This window comes from Streptomyces sp. NPDC026500 (assembly GCF_055567635.1).
In genome coordinates, this window is record NZ_JBVHQB010000026.1 from 22,548 (window position 1) to 39,329 (window position 16,782).

A 16,782-nucleotide genomic window follows, 5' to 3' on the forward strand; every position below is an offset into this window, starting at 1 on the left:
GCGGCTGTCATCGCGGGGTCAGCCTGAGCGCTCGTGCACCGCTTTCCCATGCCAGCTGGAGGTCGTCCCGGTCTGGCTCGCCGTCCTCGCCGACACGGATGCTGTTGAACTTGGCGAAGGTCGGGTTGACCCGCGCCATGTGGGCGTAGACCGAGACGACTTCAGACTCTTTGGTATAGGTCTGCACATCGGCCCAGTGACGCTTGCCTCTGAGCCGGATCGCGACCGGCTCGCCGGTGCGCAGGTTGCGACCCCATCCAAAGGAAGTGCCGATCAGGAGATCGTCATCTTGAGCCATGTAGGCGACTGGGACCGAATAGCGCTTTCGCGACTTGCGCCCCACCACGTAGAGGGTGACCAGTCGAGCGCCGATGATCCGGGACAGGCCTGGCGTTCGCAGTAGGCCACGGACCAGCAGGTTCACCAGTCGTTGCCCTGGCATCGTCCGGGCCCGCGGCTCGGGCCGGGAGCCTGAACCGCCCGCACTCGCGTCAGTGGTCATTGCTGCTCGTGGTGACCCGGCCGACTTCGGGGAGCCGCTTGTCGTTGGCCGAGGCAGGGACCATCCGTGTGACCGCGTTGGGCATCGCGCCGACTGTGAACACGCGGACCAGGTCGTCGACGGCGACTGTGGTGAAGGAGGCTTCGAACGGCACCCGGTCGGGCAGCGGGATCACGTGGAACCCGGCCTCGAGATTGCCGTCGAAGACCAGCATCGAGGTGCTCTTGGGCTCGGGAGGGGTGAAGGAGGTGTGCCACAGAGCCTCGACGGTGACGTGCGCGGGTTCCTTGAGCGTCAGCTGCGTGCACCGGCGGACGACGTCGTAGGCAATCTCGGCACCGTCCGGTCCTCGTCGCCCGTCGGAGGTGACGGCCTCGACCTGGGCCGCGATGAGGCCGGCGATGCCGGCGAGTCCCTGAACGAAGCTCACTTGCGGGTTGCGCTTGGAGACTTCCCCGAGCAGGTACTGCTTGGTGTCGGCCGGGACCATCCCGCCGAAGACCAGTACGTCGAGGTCGGTGACGTCGTAGTCGTCGAGAATTTGGTCGAACTGGTTGGTCGCGTCGGCGGTGTAGCCCTTGGTGCGCAGGATGTCGACTGCGGCGACAAGGACGCTGGGGCTGCGGCCGACGACGAGGATGCGATCGGGTTCGTTGGTGGGCGTGGTGTCCATCGTCAGTCTCCTTGGTGGATGGATTCGAAACCGGCTACGAGCTGCGGCTGGTCGAGTTGCAGGTGGGCCGACTGTTCGTAGCCGCCGGTGACGGGGACGTGGCGAGTAGGGGGTCGTCGCGTGCTGTGCCGACTCCTATGTTGACTCGGCCAATGTTGGCTTATCCAACATAAGCGTTGTTGGCTGTCCCCACAATTGGTAATCTGAAGGCATGCCTGCGCACCCCGTTCAGCCCGGCCGTACGCCGGATCGGCTCAAGGACCGCCCGACCTGGCTCATAAGCCGCGCCTACGCGCGCTCCGCGGCATTGCTCGCCGCCGGATTCGAAGCCAAGGGCAACGGCCTGCGCGGATACCACTACCGGTTGCTCGCGGCACTCGAACAGTGGGGGCCCGCCAGCCAAGCCGACCTCGGCCGCGATACCGGGATCGACCGAAGCGACGTCACGGCGGCACTCACCGAGCTCGAATCGCGTGGCCTCGTCGAACGCAGGGTCGACCCCGACCACAAGCGTCGGAACATCGTGACGATGACGCCTCAGGGCCTGGACGTCCTCCTTGAGCTCGACGCCGTGATCGACCAGACCCAAGAGGCGCTGTTGGCCCCCTTGACGGCGGCCCAGCGACGCCAGTTCGTCAGCCTCATGTCACGGCTGTTTGCCGCCACTTGATGGTGTGGGTTGGGTGGGATTCGGCTGGCCGCCGACGCCGGGAATGCTGGGCTGAACGGGTGAGCGAGCGCAATCGGTGTCCGAGCGACTCTTCGACGGGCGCTGGGCTCTGATCGAGCCGGTGATCACCGCAGCTGCTCCACTCGCCGCCGGATCGGCTGCAGGTGTGGCTGGACAGATCAATCGACGACGGGCGCACACCACGCGAAGCTCCTGGCGGACACTGGTGATCCTGGTCGAGAACCCGTCTTCCACGAGCTTCATTATTGCGCAGGGCTGTCCAACTCGCGGTCAGTCCCGCTGGCTTGGAAGAGGCTTACGGCCGATCTGCTCCAGGTGCTGTGGCGTCCCGTCGAGCACTCGCCCGGAGTACAAGCCTCCGACCGCACTGTTCTGGCGAACCGCCGCCGACGTCACCAACGTCCTCGCCCCGCCTCCCGAGCCGTCCGAGGTGGAGTACGACGGCTACGTGCCGGAACCGTGCGTGCTCGCGCCGGAGCAGATCACCGAGTACCCCAACTTTCTGGAGTTGAGCAAGGAGTTGCAACAGCAGCTGGCGGACTGGGGCACGTGGCAGGCGGCCGGCGTCGCCGTGGACGACTCCTATGAGAGCGCCCCGCAGGAGTTCTACATGGACGAGTTGTCCGTCGCCCTGGGCTGGAAGGTCGGCGGGTGGCCCCCGTGGGGCCTCACCGATACCGTCGCCCGCTTCTGCGTCGCCTGCGGCGCCGCGATGAGCCCGCTGCTGACCATCGCCTCGGACGAATGGAACGCCAGCAAGAAGGGTTGGGCCCCGTACGAGGATCAAGCCCTCGCCGCTCTCGACAACGCCAGCGTGTCGAACCCGCCCGGGGTCCAGGTCTCCGATGCAAACCATCTGCAGCTCTACGTCTGCCCGGAGTTCCCCGGCCCGGGTCATCCGCACACCGACCTGATCCAGTGAGCCATGTCTGAAGTCCTCCGCGACACCACGTACACCACTGGAGTGGTGGGTGGGGTTCGCCCCACGCAGCAACGCGAAGCCTGTAACAGCCTGGGCCCAGGGATCGACACCGCGATCGTCTCTCCAGTCAGCAGCCTTGTTCACGATCAGATGATCCAAACGACGGCCCCTAGCGTCAGTTCAACTGCGGACGGGCGCGTTTCGATGCCGAGTCGTGTCGACGGCTTGGTGTGTCGTCCAAGCGGGCCAGTACGTGCTCCGGGGTGTGCAGCAGGCTCGCGTGAGCTGCGAACAGGCGAGCATGTCGGTGGTAGTTGTTGCCCCCTCGGCTGTGGGCTTCTCCGCGAACCAGCCCCTGTAGCCCAGCCGATGCCGACCCGGGCCGTCACGCCGACCTGAACATCGCCCCTTTCGGGTGGTCTCGCCCGTCGGCCGCAGTCGGTCGACCGTTGAGTGGCTTGGGCTGACGTCGGCCAAACCCCAACGCGTGTGGGGAACCTTCGCGCAGGGCCCCGTGCGGCTGGGCAGGGATGGCCCCCCACGCATGCGGGGATGAGGCCAGTTTCCGAGGCCTGGGATATCGGGCGGGGAGCCAACCCCACGCGAGCGTGGAGAGGAACGCCGTCACTGTGAATTCTGCCATCGGCGTTCTGCTTCCGAACCACTCCACATTGGTCAGCGTGGTGCGAGCCGGATCCGTGTAACTACTGTGCTCCCAACCCTATTTCGCCTCGCTCAGTTGGAAGGCTGCTGCACCTCGCTGCCCTCGAAGAAGCTTCTGGGCTTCAGCGGCCGCAACGGAGTCCGAGCCGCTGGCCAGACCTTCGAGTACGGGCCACGCCCCCAACCGTGCCGCTGACAGCGCCACGACCCGGCGCGTGGCCGTGGTCGTGGCCGATCGACCAAGGTGCCGAAGCAGCGCGGAGTCGCGTTCCGGGGAACCTGCGCCCAGTGCCCATGAGACCGTGAGCCGAACGCTGTCATCCTGAACGCGCGACCATCCAATGGCACGAATCGGCTCCAAGGCCTCAGGGCGTGTCAGCTTTGTGAGAAAGCGTACGGCGGCACGTTGTACGCCGTAGTTCTTCTTGTCCACGTTCTCGCTGATCACCGTCCCCAGGGAACTGCCCAGCAATCCACTCAGTTGCCAGGGCCTTATGAGGACGGACGCGGTGAGCCGGTCGATTCTCTCCGCCGAGAAGAGGCCGTCCTGGATGAAGGTCCGAAGTCCAGGGACAGCGAGCGGCGTTCCTGGCGATGCCAGAGCCGAGGCGGACAGATCTTTGCTGAAGCGCCCCGTCACCTCAGTAGCGAGTTCCCGGCGATAGGGCTCACCGGACACCACGCGCAACTGCTGAAGATCTTCATGCAGTGCGTGCATACGCGCTCGTTCTCGCGGCGTGAGATCGAAACGGCCCCAGCGGAGGAAGGAAAATGCCTCTTCCCTTGCGGTGAAGAACTCGTCGGTGTTGTCCAGAACCTTGAGCGCGTACTCCTTGAATGCGGGTGCCCGGTGTTCCAGACCCGCCGGCCCCAGCCTGTGCGAGTGGAGGCTGCGGCGCAGGGGCTCCAGGAGCGTCGCTGTCACGGCACCGTCCCGCATCCCCAGTGCGAGGTCTGCAAGGAACTCGCGGCTCTGCGTACCGGTCATGAATCCGGCCGCCTCACACGTGGTGAAGTAGCGCATCGGGTCTGTGCGCAACCGCTCCCGCAGGACTGGCAAGACGTCTGTGCCTGTGGTGATGAGCACCTCGCGCACCAGACGTTCCTCCTTCTCGAAACTCTGACCGGCGTTGTCCAGGAGTCGGTGAAGGAAGCACTCGCGTATACGGGAGTTGGCCAACAGATCGGGGCGGTTTCGGTAGAGGTAGGCAAGCCTGAGCCACTCCGCCGTCGTCAAGTGCTCACCCTCCGCGAGGCGCCAGATCAACTCGATCTCCGCGCCTGTGGCCTCGGCCACGCGCGCTGCCGACGTCTTCGGGGTGCGATTCTCCGCGCGGCTGGCATACAGGTAGCAGTCGACGAGATCCAGGGGATCCATGCCGAGGGTCTTTTCGTATGCCGTGCAGCGTTCGATGGTGAAGTCCGCGCTGCCGCTCTCAAGGCGGTTGATGGTGGCGGGCTTCAGTTCCTCGTTCTCCAAATGATGATTGAGAGCCGCTGTGAAGCTGTTTGTTTCTTTGATCTTTGGATCCTGGTGAAACGCGCGTATCGCCCGTACAAGCCAAGCGAACTTCTGCAACGGCAGACGCGGCTGTTCCATGGGCAACGGCTTGCGACCGGATGGCATACGGCCAACTCCCCTCACCTGTAGGGACAGTGTGATGGAAATGGCCTCGATGAACCCCTTGAAGCCGCATTCCTGCGTAACGATGAGCCGCCCACGCAGGAAGTCTTTGGTGTCAGGGGGTTCGGCGCACCATCGGAACCGAAGTGACCGCCACGGTCCGGGGAGGCAGTCCGATGGGCAACAACGGCCGAGCGATGACGCGCCGACGTCGCAAGAACAGAATGTCCAGGCTCGCAGCGCACGCACCGGTGCTGGGCATTCTGTGCGAGGCAGCGATCCAGGATCCCGCGTGGCCGGTGCGTCTGGCGCTGCTGGGGCTCACCTGCCTGCTCTCTGCCCTCTCCGAGTGGGCGCACCAGGGCTGTCCGGACATGCATCGGCACTGCGATGCCCTGTGTGAACCCCGGCCGGCGCCGACGAGCGGTGCTTCGGGAAGCAGCGGACTGCACAACACCTCTGCGGACGCCTCGACCAGTGAAGTGGAGAAATAGTGGATCACGAGTACCGCACCAGCTCCCGGCCCCTCGAAGGCCCGGCGTTCTTCTCCGTAGAGGAGACGCGCACCACGCATCCCACCATGCTGCAAGAGCACCTCCACCATGTGGTGAGGCACCCGGGCGGATCCGCCGTCATTGCCGTGTTCGACGACCACGTACTGCTCGTCGAGCAGTACCGGCCTGCCGTGGACGACGTGCTCCTGGAGCTCCCCGCGGGTCGTACCGAACCGGGAGAAACCCCCGAGGACACCGCTGCACGTGAGCTGCTCGAGGAGACCGGCTACGCGGCTGAGACGTTGGTTCCACTCCTCGCCTTCCACAACGCGCCGTCCTTCTGCGACGGCGTGACCCGGCTGTTCGCAGCATTCGGCTTGAGTCGCGCACCCGGCGCCGACCTCGAAGGTCTTCCTCTTCGCACTCGGCACGTCCCGCTCGTCGAAATCCCGCGGCTGCTGGCCGAAGGCCGTGTCACGGACGCCAACGCCATCATCGGCCTGCTGTACATGATCAATTACAAGGGCGGGGATCTCAGTGGCTGACGGCACACTGCACGTAGCAGTGATCATGGACGGCAACGGGCGGTGGGCCCGCGCTCTCGGCCTGCCGCGCTCTGCCGGCCACGAACGCGCGCACCTGTCGGTCGAGTCCACGATCACCGCCGCTCTCGAATGCGGCGTGACCCACCTGTCCCTCTTCGCCTTCTCCAGCGAAAACTGGAACCGTCCGGATGACGAAGTGGCGCTCCTCATGCAGCCCGAATGCTGGCTTCTGACCGGCGAAGAACTGGAGAGCTACCGACAACGGAACATCCAGGTCTCCTTCCTGGGCGATCTCGCCGATCCGCGCATCCCCGCCACCTGCTCAAAGTGGCTGCACGTCGTGGAACAGCGCACCCAGTCGCAGACCCCCCGACTCCGTGTGACCGTGGCCTTCAACTACGGCGGACGACAGGAGATCGTCGAGGCCGTGCGCGCTTGCGCGGCGAGTTCGAAGAGCGGCGAAACGGAGGGCTTCCACCAATACATGTGGAGCGCCCACCTGCCCGATGTCGACCTGCTCATCCGAACGTCGGGCGAGCACCGCATTTCCAACTTCATGCTCTGGTCCCTGTGGTACGCCGAGCTGTTCTTCACGGACATCCTGTGGCCCGACTTCCGCGGCAGCCACTTCTCCCATGCGATGGCCGAGTACCGGAGGCGACACCGACGCTTCGGCACGGTAAGGGGATGTCCGCCGAAAGCGGTCCAGTGAGCGTTTTCAGCGTTGCCTCTCCAGGGTGAGGACGGCTTTGGCGATGACGGTCATGCGGTTGGGGTTGATGTGGGATCTGCGGAAGACCTGCCAGGACTTCAGCCGTGCCATGGCGCGCTCGACCGGCGCCCTGGCTTGGGCAAGGGCGCGGTTGACGGTGTGCTGGGTCGGGGTCAGCTCTCCGTTTGGTGGTCGTTTGAGGCCGGTGGTGACCAAGGTGCCTGGCGCCCGTGACGGGCCGTCATTGCGCCCGCCACGGGTTGAGGAGGTGTCTGTCGAGGAGTGCAGTGGTCGTTACGTGGCAGCGACAGGGGTTTCCAGGGTGTCTCCGGCCCCTCAGGAGCGCCGGGCTCAGGCCGAGCCGGTCGAGCCGGGCCTCGCTCCGGCGGGCCCGCCCACGACCGTGAGCAGGTCCACGACGAAGATCAGCGTCGAGCCCGCCGGGATCAACGGAGAGGGGGACTGCTTGCCGTAACCGAGACGCGGGGGAACGATGATCTCGCGCCGGCCGCCGACCTTCATTCCCCTTACTCCCCGGTCCCAGCCCTTGATGACCCTGCCACCGCCCACGGCGAACTTGAACGGGCTGCCCCGCTCCCAGGAGGAGTCGAACTCTCTTCCGGACGCGAACGTGACCCCTACATAGTGAACCTGGACGACCCTGCCCGGCTGCGCCTCGGGTCCGTCCCCAACCACGAGGTCCCGGATCGTCAGCTCGGTGGGCGCGTCACCCTCGGGAACCTCGATTCCGGGCTTCGTCAGTTCGCTCATCGCGGTCCCATCGCTCGCCACCGGAATCCCTCGCACGGGCCGGCCGGACACATGGACATTCCATGCGGCAGGCGATCACGCTACCGGCAATGCCCATGCTCCGAGGTGCACCCCGTGCCACGGCACACGGCTCTCGCGTCCGGGGGATGTACCGGAGGGAGAGCCGGCACCCCCGCGGGCGCCGGGGAGGGAGCCCAGGGTCGCCGGTGATCACCAGGGGGTACGGGGAGCCGATCGCCAGGATGTGGACCACACGGCCCCAGGGACACCGCCCCACGCTGGAGGACCCCAAGGACACAGCCCCACGCTGGAGGGCGTGGCCCGACAGTCCGGGGCGTCACGCTCCAGGGGCCGGCGGCCGCGTGAGACTTCCCGACCTGCACGCCCGCCTTCTTGCGGATGACGGGCTGGAACTGTCAGGCAGGTGGACGGTCCACGCGGTCACTCCGGGGCGCGCACCGATCGGTCCTTGAGAAGACGTCGGCAATGAAGGAGAAGGGGTCGTGGCGGCATCGAGCAGGGCCTTGGGGCTTGGCCGCGAGGTCAGAACGACGCCGAGGCGACCGTGCGGGTGATGGCGCGCGCGATGCGCAGGATTCCGGGGGAGCGGACCGGACAGGGCCTCGGCATCGAGGTGGTGGGTGCCAGGCAGAAGTGGAGGGGGTCGTCGTCGCGGTGGAGCGCGGTACGGCCGCCGGCGGGCTGGGTGCAGTAGGGGGTGTGCTCGCGTTCGTACGTCGTGCAGGGCAGGTACTGGGCCCAGGCGTAGCGGCCCGAGGCGGGGCTCACCGCTTTCCCGGCATCGGCGAGCAGCGCCCCGGACGCCCGTGCCTGCCGCTCGTAGACCGTGTTGACGCGCCTGACCCGTTCGGGGGTGAACGGATCCGGGCCCTGGAGCACCCATACGACCCTCGCCCCGCCGGCTCCCGCGATCTGGTTCGCCAGCCTGTCCGCGTCGGCTGCGTAGCGGGCCAGGTAGGTGTCGCGCGCCTTGTCGTACGTGATGCCGCCCATGCACGGTGTGTAGCCCCACGCGTTGCCCCAGAACTGGAGCACCACGAAGTCGGGCCGCAGCGAGCGCACCAGCGCCGCCGCCTTGTCCTTCGGCGGGACGAGGGAATCCTCGTGCGTACCCTCCAGGTAGTCGCAGAGCGTCGTGCCCGAATACGGGGCACTGGTGTAACGCGCGCCCAGTTCGCCGCGCAGGAGCCCGCCCAGCACCTTCTGGCTCTCCATCGCGAGGGAGTCACCGAGGTAGAGGACGGTGGGACGCCTCGCGGGCGTCCGGCCGCCGGTCGCGGACGCGGGCCTCGTTCCGGCCGCTGACGCGGTTCCTCCGGGGGACGCGGTTGCTCCCGGAGACGAGAGGGAGGACCCGTCGCGCGGCCCGCCGGGGCGCCAATGCGTGGTGGACGACGCCTCGGGCAACGGCGCTGCGGCATCGGGCACGGAGGACGGATCACCGCACGCACCGAGCACGAGGAAACACATCGCCACCACGGCCGTACACGGTCTGCGCATACGGCAACTCCCGTCCCCGGCATGGAAAACGGCCCCCAGACAAGCACACGGGGACACGAGGGGAAAGGTGCGTGCGAGCCGGAGGACCAAAGGGGCGCGTCCCCGCCGCCCGTCATCCCCCGCCTGTCAGGAGTCCCGTTCCACCGCTCCGGACCCTGCAGAACAGCTGACGGCCCGAACGGCACCTGCACGGGGCGCGGGCCGACGCCCGGCGTCACTCCGGCCGGTGACGCGGTGTCGGCTGCCAGGGTGCGGTCCTCTGCGGGCCGGGCCGGGTATGGTCGCCCGACCACGCGGCCGACGAGGCCGAGGTGGCGTCAGCCCCTCGTCGCGGCGGACGACACCGGCGTCAGCAGGCCTCGCGCCCGGACGGCGGGGAGGGACAGCGTGCGATAGCCCACGCTCTCGAACAGGACCGTGATCCTGTTCCCCTCTTCGCTCATGACCTCGCCCTCGCCCCACGTGCTGTGCCCCACCCGCATCCCTGGCGGGAAGGCGCCGTCGGCCGCCATGGGTTCCAGCAGGTCAGGGCCTGTACCGGACAGGACATCCCCGGTCCGGACGGGGGTTTGCTTCAACTCCTGTGCGCGGGTGCATATGTCGCAGCCCGCGCAGTCGCCTTCTGCCAGACTCTCACCGAAGTATCCGAGCATGTGGCGCCGGCGACAGCCATTCGTCTCCGCGTACGCCCGCATCATCTCCACCCGGGAACGCTCCAGATCGACACGGGCGGAAGCGATCCGCACCGCCTCGCGGACGCAGATGTCCCGCCGTGCACCGGGCACGGCCCGTATACCGCCGCGCTTCTCCGTCGTCACGGCGCCTGCCTCCTCCAGCAGGTGCAGCATCGACGTCAGCGGCGTCTGGGACAGACCGGTGCGCTCGCGCAGGCCAGTCGCCGTGACCGGTCCCCGGCTCTCGCGCACCGCGTCGATCAGCCCGCCCAGCGTCTGCGGGTCGGGGTGGGCGCCCGTCCGGAACCGCTGCACGCCGAGGTCCTCGGGCCGGTACGCCAGGATCGCCGTCGACGGTTGTCCGTCGCGGCCCGCCCGGCCGATCTCCTGGTAGTAGGTGTCGAGGGAACCCGGCACCGATGCGTGCAGCACGAAGCGGATGTTCGGCTTGTCGATGCCCATCCCGAACGCGGAGGTGGCGACGACCACGTCGAGTTCGCCGTCCCGGAAGCGGTCGTGCGTCCGGGAGCGCTCAGCCGCCGACAACCCCGCGTGGTAGGCGGCGCTGTCGAATCCGAGCGCCGACAGTTCCTGCGCGTACTGTTCGGCCTCCCGCCGCGTTCCCGCGTAGACGATGCCGGGTTTTGCCTCGGCCGCGGTCCGTTCCACGACCCACCGGCGCTTCCCCGCGTTCTCCCGGTGCCGTACGACCTCCAGAGTGATGTTGGGGCGGTCGAACCCCGCGACCACCTCGTGCGCCTCGTGCATGCCGAGTCGCTCCACGATGTCCGCCCGCACGGGGGCCGCCGCGCTGGCGGTGAGGGCGAGCAGCGGAGGCCGCCCGATGCGTTCACGCACATGGCACAGGGACAGGTAGTCGGGCCGGAAGTCGTATCCCCACGAGGACACACAGTGCGCCTCGTCGACCACCATCAGCGCGGGAGCGGCCGCGGCGATCTGCTCCACCACCTCGTCCTTCGCGAGCTGCTCGGGCGAGACGAACAGAAAGTCCAGGCTGCCTTGGCGTACGCGCTCCCACACGGCTTCGTTGTCCCGTGCGCGCTGCGCGGAGTTGACGGCCGAGGCGCCGGATCCCTCGATACGGGCGAGATGGGCGACCTGGTCCCGCTGGAGCGCTATCAGGGGCGACACCACGACGGTCGGCCCCTTGAGCAGCACACCCGGCACCTGGTAGACAGCGGACTTCCCCGCACCCGTCGGCATCACCACGATCGTGTCGCGCCCCTCCATCACGGCTGTCATGGCGGCGAGTTGGGGCGGGCGCAGACTCTCCCAGCCGAACACCTCGCGGGCACAGCGGCGCAGGCGTCTCCTGAGTGACCTGGTCCTGAAGTATCCGACCTTGACGCGCATGGCACTCCTGACGCCGTTCTCCAGTGGGGTTCGGCGCCCGTGTACCCCCGACGGGACGGAAAACGAGCCGCTCGCGGGGAGTTGTCGTTCCGTGTCCCCGGAGGGCAGGTCGGGTGAGCGAGTATCAGTACTACGAGTTCCTGGCCTTTGACCGTCCCCTCAGCCGAGAGGAACGCAGCCGGCCCCGGCCTCCTCGACGCGCTGCCGGCCTCTGACCACCGGTCGTGGCAGTCGTGGCCGGATGCTCACGCCACGCTCGACGCGAGCGGACGCGCGTGTGGCACGGAGATCCGCGCCGGGCGGATCACTCGACGGTCACGCCGCAAGGCGGCGGGCACACGTGCCCGCCGCCTTGCGGGGCCCGCTCAGGCCTGCACGAGCACGGTGCACCAGACCTCGTTGTTGTCGCCGATACCGCAGTCGCCGATCTCTCCGGTCCGGACCTTCGTCCAGACCCCCTTCGCCCGCCAGTGCCAGGTACCGACCCGCGAGAACCGCTCGTGGTAGCCGTGGCCGACGAACGTGAAGGCGTCGACGTCATTGCCGGTCCCGTTGCCGCCCCGCGTTCCGTTGCCGAACGACTCCTGCTTGCACTTGGCGTGCTTGAACTCGCTGTCGGTGCCGCCGCCCCAGTTCCACACGTCGCAGTAGTGGGGGCCCTCGCCGAGACTCATCGTGTAGTGCATCGTCTCGCCGGTCCTGTTCTTCACCGCGCCGCACAGGGAGCCCCTGCAGCCTTCCGCGGAGGCGGTCGTCGCCCCCGCGACAACTACTGCGGACGCCATGAAGGCGGCGGCAACGACAGTGACAGCCGTGCGGTTTGCTCGGGAAATCATCTTGCGCATAAATGGTCCGTTCTCTTGTTGCGCCGGCTCGGCCGCGCCTCGCCCGACCTTTGGCAGGGCGGCTGCCAGGTTCTCCCTGGGAGCCCTGCGTGAGCCGGTGCTGGCGTTCCCCGCGGCCGCGGCGCTTGCCGTGATCCGCCCGAAGGCATGTAGGTTGAGGATCAACGGTGAACCTTGCGAAAACCTTGTGACGGCTGTCCTGCGACCGCCCCGGAACCAATGACGGAGGGCCGTTTGGAATCCCGGCTCCCGCTCGGGTGGACCAAGTCCCCGCCGCAGGACGGCCATTCCATCGCCCATCCCATCTGAGGCACGATGAACCTGCGCCTACTCGGACCTGTGGAACTGCACGTCGCGGGGCACGTGGTCGACGTCGGGCAGCCACGTCGTCGAGCGGTCCTCGCAGCGCTGGCGGCCGACACCGGCTGGCCGGTCCCCGTGAGCACGTTGGTGGAACGTGTCTGGGGCACCGCCGCGCCCGACGGCGCGCGGTCGGTCCTCTATTCGCACATCAGCCGTCTGCGGCAGCTCTTTGACGGTGCGTCACCCGCGACGGGCGAGGGCGAGGCGCAGCCGCCCCGGACACCCCTTTGCATCCGGCGATCCTCCGGTGGATACATTCTGGAGGCGGACGAGCACACCGTCGACCTGCTCCGTTTCCGCTCGCTCGTCCTGCAGGGCCGCGAGCCGCACCTGTCCGACGGCCGCCGCGCACACATCCTGGAGGAGGCGCTGCGCCTGTGGCGCGGTGCGCCGTTGGCAGGGCTGGCAGGGGAGTGGGCGGAGCGCACACGGACCGCCTGGACACAGGAACGCCTGCAGGCGGCGCTCGCCTGGGCCCACGCCCTGCCGCGACAGGAAAGGCACAAGGAAGTACCCGCTGTCCTGCAGCCCTTACTGGCGGAGCACCCGCTGTGCGAGCCGCTCGCCGTGGCGCTGATCCAGAGCCTGGCGACCGCCGGAAGAACCGCCGAAGCGGTGGACACCTACACCGGGATCCGCCGTCAGCTCTCCCTCGAACTCGGCGTGGCCCCGGGCCGTGAACTGCAGGCGGCCTACGAGGAGATGCTGCGCTCCACCGGACGGCAGGAGCCGCCGGGCGTGGGATCCGACCCGGCCGCTGTCCGTACGCGCGCCCAGATCCTCGCCCCGATCCCCGCTCAACTCCCGATGAACGTAAGCCACTTCAACGGGAGAGAGGAGCAACTGGCCGAGCTCACACGGCGCCTGATCTCCGCAGACGGTACGGACGAGGAGCAGTGCGCGGCGGCAGCGGTCGTCTCCGGCATCGCGGGCGTCGGCAAGACCGCGCTGGCCGTGCGCTGGGCACACCACATGCGGGAGGAATTCCCCGACGGACAGCTCTACGTCGATCTCCGCGGCTACGATCCGGACGAACCGGTCTCCGCCGCACAGGCCCTCGCCGGGTTCCTCACCGCCCTGGGAGTACCCGCCCAGGAGATACCGCCGCGGCTCAACGACCGGGCGGCGCGCTACCGCACAGCGGTCGACGGACGCCGGCTGCTCATCCTCCTCGACAACGCCGCCTCCGCCGCGCACGTACGCCCGTTGCTGCCCGGTAGCCCGACATGCAAAGTCGTGATCACCAGCCGGGACTCGCTGTCCTCCCTGGTGTCGCTGCACGGCGCGCACCGAGTGCTCCTCGACGTCCTCTCCCCGCACGAGGCGCACACCCTGCTGCGTGACCTGATCGGAGCACGCGTCGACACCGACCACGCCTCTGCCACCGCTCTGGCCGAACAATGCGGGCGCCTGCCCCTGGCCCTGCGGGTGGCAGCCGAACTGGCCCTGTCACGTCCCCAGGACCCCCTGGCCCACCTGACGGAGGAACTGCGCGATCACCGGCGGCGCCTGGACCTGCTCGACTCCGGCGACGGAGATCCCCGGGCCGCCGTTCGGGCCGTCTTCTCCTGGTCCTACGACCGCCTCCCCGAGCACGAGGCACGTCTGTTCAGGCTCCTTGGCCTGCACCCGGGACCCGATACGGACGTCCACGCGGCCGCCGCCCTGGCCGGCGACAGCGTGGAACGCACGCGACGGTCCCTGGACGCCCTGTCCCGCGCGCACCTGGTGCACCGGATCGGACCCGACCGCCATGGCATGCACGACCTGCTCCGTGCCTACGCCGCGGAACTCGTGAGCCGGCACGACGGGCCGGGGGAGCGTGACGCCGCACTGAACCGCCTGCTGGACCACTGCCTGGCGGCGTCGGCAGCGGCCATGAATATGCTGTATCCCGCCGAACGGCATCTGCGTCCCGCCGTCGAAATACCCGACACCGGTCTGCCGCCCCTGCGTACGGCCGACGAGTGCCGCGCGTGGCTGCGCACCGCGCAGCCCACACTGGTGGCACTGTGCTCCCGGACCGAGGAGCCCGGGCCGTCCCGGCACACCGTACGGATCGCCACCACGCTCCACCGCCACTACGAGCGTTCGGGGCACTTCGCCGACGCGCTGACCCTTCACACGCACGCCCTGCGGGCGGCCCGCGAGGTGGGAGACACCCGTGGTGAGGTCGACGTCCTTGCCTGTGTCGGCGCGGTCCACCGCCGGCTCGGAGACTACGAGAGCGCCCACCAGCACCACATGGACGCGCTGGCGCTGTGCCGCAGCGCCGGATATCCGGCGGGAGAGGCGCGGCACCTCACCAACGTGGGCGTACTGCACGAGCTGCAGGGCCGGTACCGCGAGGCCGCCGAGCACCACGAGAGAGCGGTCGGCCTCTTCCGCACGGCCGACGACGCCCACGGCGAAGCCGACGTACTGAACAACCTCGGCATCGTCCAGGAGCTACTCGAGGACTACCAGGCCTCGGTCGAGCGATACCGGCAGGCGCTGGCGCTGTACCGGCGGACGAACCACGCGTTCGGAGAGGCCAGCACCCTCGGGAACATGGGGATCGTCCTGGCGCGACTGGGCGACCATTCGGCCGCAGCCGAGCGCTTCGAGCGGGCCCTCGCCCTCTTCCGGCGGCTCGGACACACCGGCGGAGAAGCCCACGCGCTGTCCAACCTGGGGGACGCGCGCTGCCATCAGGGCCGGTACAAGGAAGCCGCCGAGCACCAGCACCAGGCCCTGGCCCACTTCCGCCGGACGAAAGAACCCTACGGAGAGGCGGGCGCGCTCAACGGCCTGGGCGAGGCCCTGCACGGCACCGGACAGCACACCGAAGCCCTCGAAGCCCACGCGGCAGCGCTGGAAGTGGCCCGTGGAATCGGAGAACAGGAAGAACAGGCCCGCGCCCACATCGGTACGGCCCTCATCCGACGGGACACCGGAGAGCGGACGCAGGCCATCGACCACCTTCACCAGGCGCTGTCCCTGTACACCGCGCTGGGCTCGCCCCGCGCGGAGGAGACGCGCAAGACCCTCCTCTCCACGCGCCGGGAGCACGGTCAGGGCGTGTCTCCTCACACGGGCGAGGCTCGACCTGGGCTTGATCCGCTGTGACGGACATCCGAGATCAGGGGTTCCGCCCCGGAAGGACGTCGGCCGGGCGGGTCCGGGCGGTGCGGGGCGGGAAGGTCGGCTGCCGCACACCCGCCAAAACCTCGCAACGGTGGGCCGCCGCCGAGAACTTCCGCCGGAACATGATCCGCTACCGCGGGGCCTTATACGTCACGGCCCACTCCGCCAAGCCGGGAGATCTCGTGCTCTTCAAGTGGAAGAAGGAACGGGGCTACAACCACGTGGCCATCGTCGAGCGCAGGCGGCACGGGCTCCGGCTGATCCAGCACGGCAGTGCGAACAGGACCAGCCTCGCGGCTGCGATCCTGCGGTACCGCGGCAAGCCCAACTACGTCGAGCGGGTCATCATCCTCCGCCCGAAGGCGAGGTCCTGACCATGGCACGGAAGACAACGCTCACCCGCTTCGCACTGGCCGCCGCCGTCGCGGGCGGACTCCTGACAGGCTGCACGTCGGACGACGAGTCCCTGACGTATCAGACGGACTACAGCAATCACCGACCGCTGCGGGTCGTCGGCTACCCCTCCACGGGAAGTCTCGAGACGGTGCAGAAGGCCGTGTGGCGGCTCGCCGACGGCGACGTCGACGCATTGGCCGCGCTCGCCGTCGACGACACGCACGCCGACGCCACGGCCCGCAACTGGGTCAAAGCCCTCGGCGCCGCCGCCAAGGGAGACGTGACAGCGGACTTCTACGACGAGGGTTCCGTACGGCAGGTCGTGGTCCTCTACTTCGCCAGGAGTGGCCAGATCAAGGAGATCGAGGCCCGCATGGGAGAGGACGACGACGCCTGGGGACTCACCCTCGCCGAGCCCGACCCGGCCGAGGCAACGGCCAAGCCCACATGGGCCCCGTCGAAGCCGGGCAACTCCGGCTCCCGCACCTTCGGCACCCCGTCCGGGAGCTAGCGGTCAGCTGCCCCGCAGCGCCCATCGAGGTCCGCACTCCGAACAATCGGGGTGCGGACCTCCGTACTCATGGACAGGCCAGAAACCTCCTGTCATCCCGGCCGGGGCAGCGCCTCTCCTCCTGTGCCGAGCAGGGCAGTTCGGGACCGGGAAGGAGATGGGCAGGTGGCCTCGTCGCGGCCGCCTCCGGCGCGTAGTGCCGGGCACGAAGCAGATCGGCGAAGCGCACACAATGAGCAGGCCTCCGACCACGCGGCAGCGCAGGAGGTCTGCTTTCGATACACGAGGGGCCCGAGGGAACTCGCCGGGGGCGAGCGGCGAAGGAGAGATGAAAGCCCAAGCCTTCGAAGCACGTTGCCTTGAACGAGAGGAGCC

At 68.4% G+C, this 16,782-nt stretch carries 15 protein-coding genes and 1 pseudogene; 8 read left to right on the plus strand and 8 right to left on the minus strand.

Features of this window, described 5'->3' with window-relative positions; genetic code table 11:
• Positions 1–7 precede the first annotated feature (7 nt).
• Positions 8–424, minus strand: coding sequence for a nitroreductase family deazaflavin-dependent oxidoreductase (locus ACZ4N5_RS35085; RefSeq protein ID WP_467761077.1), 417 nt, complete (start codon positions 422–424; stop codon positions 8–10).
• A gap of 67 nt (positions 425–491) precedes the next feature.
• Positions 492–1,175: a hypothetical protein gene (locus ACZ4N5_RS35090; protein WP_467761078.1), complete on the minus strand. Its 684-nt coding sequence runs from the start codon at positions 1,173–1,175 to the stop codon at positions 492–494.
• A 211-nt stretch (positions 1,176–1,386) separates the two neighbouring features.
• Between ACZ4N5_RS35090 and ACZ4N5_RS35095 the strand changes: the two genes are divergently transcribed.
• Complete coding sequence (locus ACZ4N5_RS35095; RefSeq protein WP_467761079.1) at positions 1,387–1,845, plus strand: MarR family winged helix-turn-helix transcriptional regulator; 459 nt, start codon at positions 1,387–1,389, stop codon at positions 1,843–1,845.
• A 469-nt stretch (positions 1,846–2,314) separates the two neighbouring features.
• Positions 2,315–2,788 carry a hypothetical protein gene (locus ACZ4N5_RS35100; RefSeq protein WP_467761080.1) on the plus strand — a complete coding sequence of 158 codons (474 nt, stop codon included), beginning with the start codon at positions 2,315–2,317 and terminating at the stop codon, positions 2,786–2,788.
• Positions 2,789–3,509: 721 nt separating this feature from the next.
• Here the strand turns inward: ACZ4N5_RS35100 and ACZ4N5_RS35105 are convergent.
• Positions 3,510–5,051 (minus strand): hypothetical protein, encoded by a 1,542-nt coding sequence (locus ACZ4N5_RS35105; protein ID WP_467761081.1) that lies wholly within the window; start codon positions 5,049–5,051, stop codon positions 3,510–3,512.
• 200 nt (positions 5,052–5,251) lie between these two features.
• Here ACZ4N5_RS35105 and ACZ4N5_RS35110 point away from each other — a divergent pair, with 200 nt between their 5' ends.
• The 3 genes from ACZ4N5_RS35110 to uppS are packed head-to-tail and all read left to right on the plus strand — an operon-like array spanning position 5,252 to position 6,826.
• Entirely contained in the window at positions 5,252–5,569 is a 318-nt protein-coding gene (locus tag ACZ4N5_RS35110) for a hypothetical protein (protein WP_467761082.1), read from the plus strand.
• Positions 5,569–6,114 (plus strand): NUDIX hydrolase, encoded by a 546-nt coding sequence (locus ACZ4N5_RS35115; protein WP_467761083.1) that lies wholly within the window; start codon positions 5,569–5,571, stop codon positions 6,112–6,114. The genes ACZ4N5_RS35110 and ACZ4N5_RS35115 overlap by 1 nt, the downstream gene beginning before the upstream one ends.
• Entirely contained in the window at positions 6,107–6,826 is a 720-nt protein-coding gene (uppS, locus tag ACZ4N5_RS35120) for a polyprenyl diphosphate synthase (RefSeq protein ID WP_467761084.1), read from the plus strand. Before ACZ4N5_RS35115 ends, uppS begins: the two co-directional genes overlap by 8 nt.
• 6 nt (positions 6,827–6,832) lie before the next feature.
• Here uppS and ACZ4N5_RS35125 read toward each other — a convergent pair.
• The 5 genes and pseudogenes from ACZ4N5_RS35125 to ACZ4N5_RS35145 all read right to left on the minus strand — a co-directional run.
• Positions 6,833–7,048: pseudogene (locus ACZ4N5_RS35125) on the minus strand (transposase family protein); the annotation flags it as partial.
• A gap of 129 nt (positions 7,049–7,177) precedes the next feature.
• Entirely contained in the window at positions 7,178–7,597 is a 420-nt protein-coding gene (locus ACZ4N5_RS35130) for an FKBP-type peptidyl-prolyl cis-trans isomerase (protein ID WP_467761085.1), read from the minus strand.
• A 543-nt stretch (positions 7,598–8,140) separates the two neighbouring features.
• Complete coding sequence (locus ACZ4N5_RS35135; RefSeq protein WP_467761086.1) at positions 8,141–9,118, minus strand: SGNH/GDSL hydrolase family protein; 978 nt, start codon at positions 9,116–9,118, stop codon at positions 8,141–8,143.
• A 317-nt stretch (positions 9,119–9,435) separates the two neighbouring features.
• Positions 9,436–11,166 (minus strand): RecQ family ATP-dependent DNA helicase, encoded by a 1,731-nt coding sequence (locus ACZ4N5_RS35140; protein ID WP_467761087.1) that lies wholly within the window; start codon positions 11,164–11,166, stop codon positions 9,436–9,438.
• Positions 11,167–11,531: 365 nt separating this feature from the next.
• A complete protein-coding gene (locus ACZ4N5_RS35145) occupies positions 11,532–12,002 on the minus strand; it encodes a hypothetical protein (RefSeq protein ID WP_467761088.1) in 471 nt (156 codons plus the stop codon).
• 324 nt (positions 12,003–12,326) lie between these two features.
• On the opposite strand from ACZ4N5_RS35145, the gene ACZ4N5_RS35150 reads away from it, so the two are divergent.
• From ACZ4N5_RS35150 to ACZ4N5_RS35160, 3 genes are read left to right on the plus strand one after another with little or no spacing between them, the layout of a single operon-like run.
• Complete coding sequence (locus tag ACZ4N5_RS35150) at positions 12,327–15,482, plus strand: AfsR/SARP family transcriptional regulator (RefSeq protein WP_467761089.1); 3,156 nt, start codon at positions 12,327–12,329, stop codon at positions 15,480–15,482.
• Positions 15,483–15,541: 59 nt separating this feature from the next.
• Positions 15,542–15,874, plus strand: coding sequence for a CHAP domain-containing protein (locus ACZ4N5_RS35155; protein WP_467761158.1), 333 nt, complete (start codon positions 15,542–15,544; stop codon positions 15,872–15,874).
• A 2-nt stretch (positions 15,875–15,876) separates the two neighbouring features.
• Positions 15,877–16,407, plus strand: coding sequence for a hypothetical protein (locus ACZ4N5_RS35160; protein ID WP_467761090.1), 531 nt, complete (start codon positions 15,877–15,879; stop codon positions 16,405–16,407).
• The last annotated feature ends 375 nt before the right edge of the window (positions 16,408–16,782 follow it).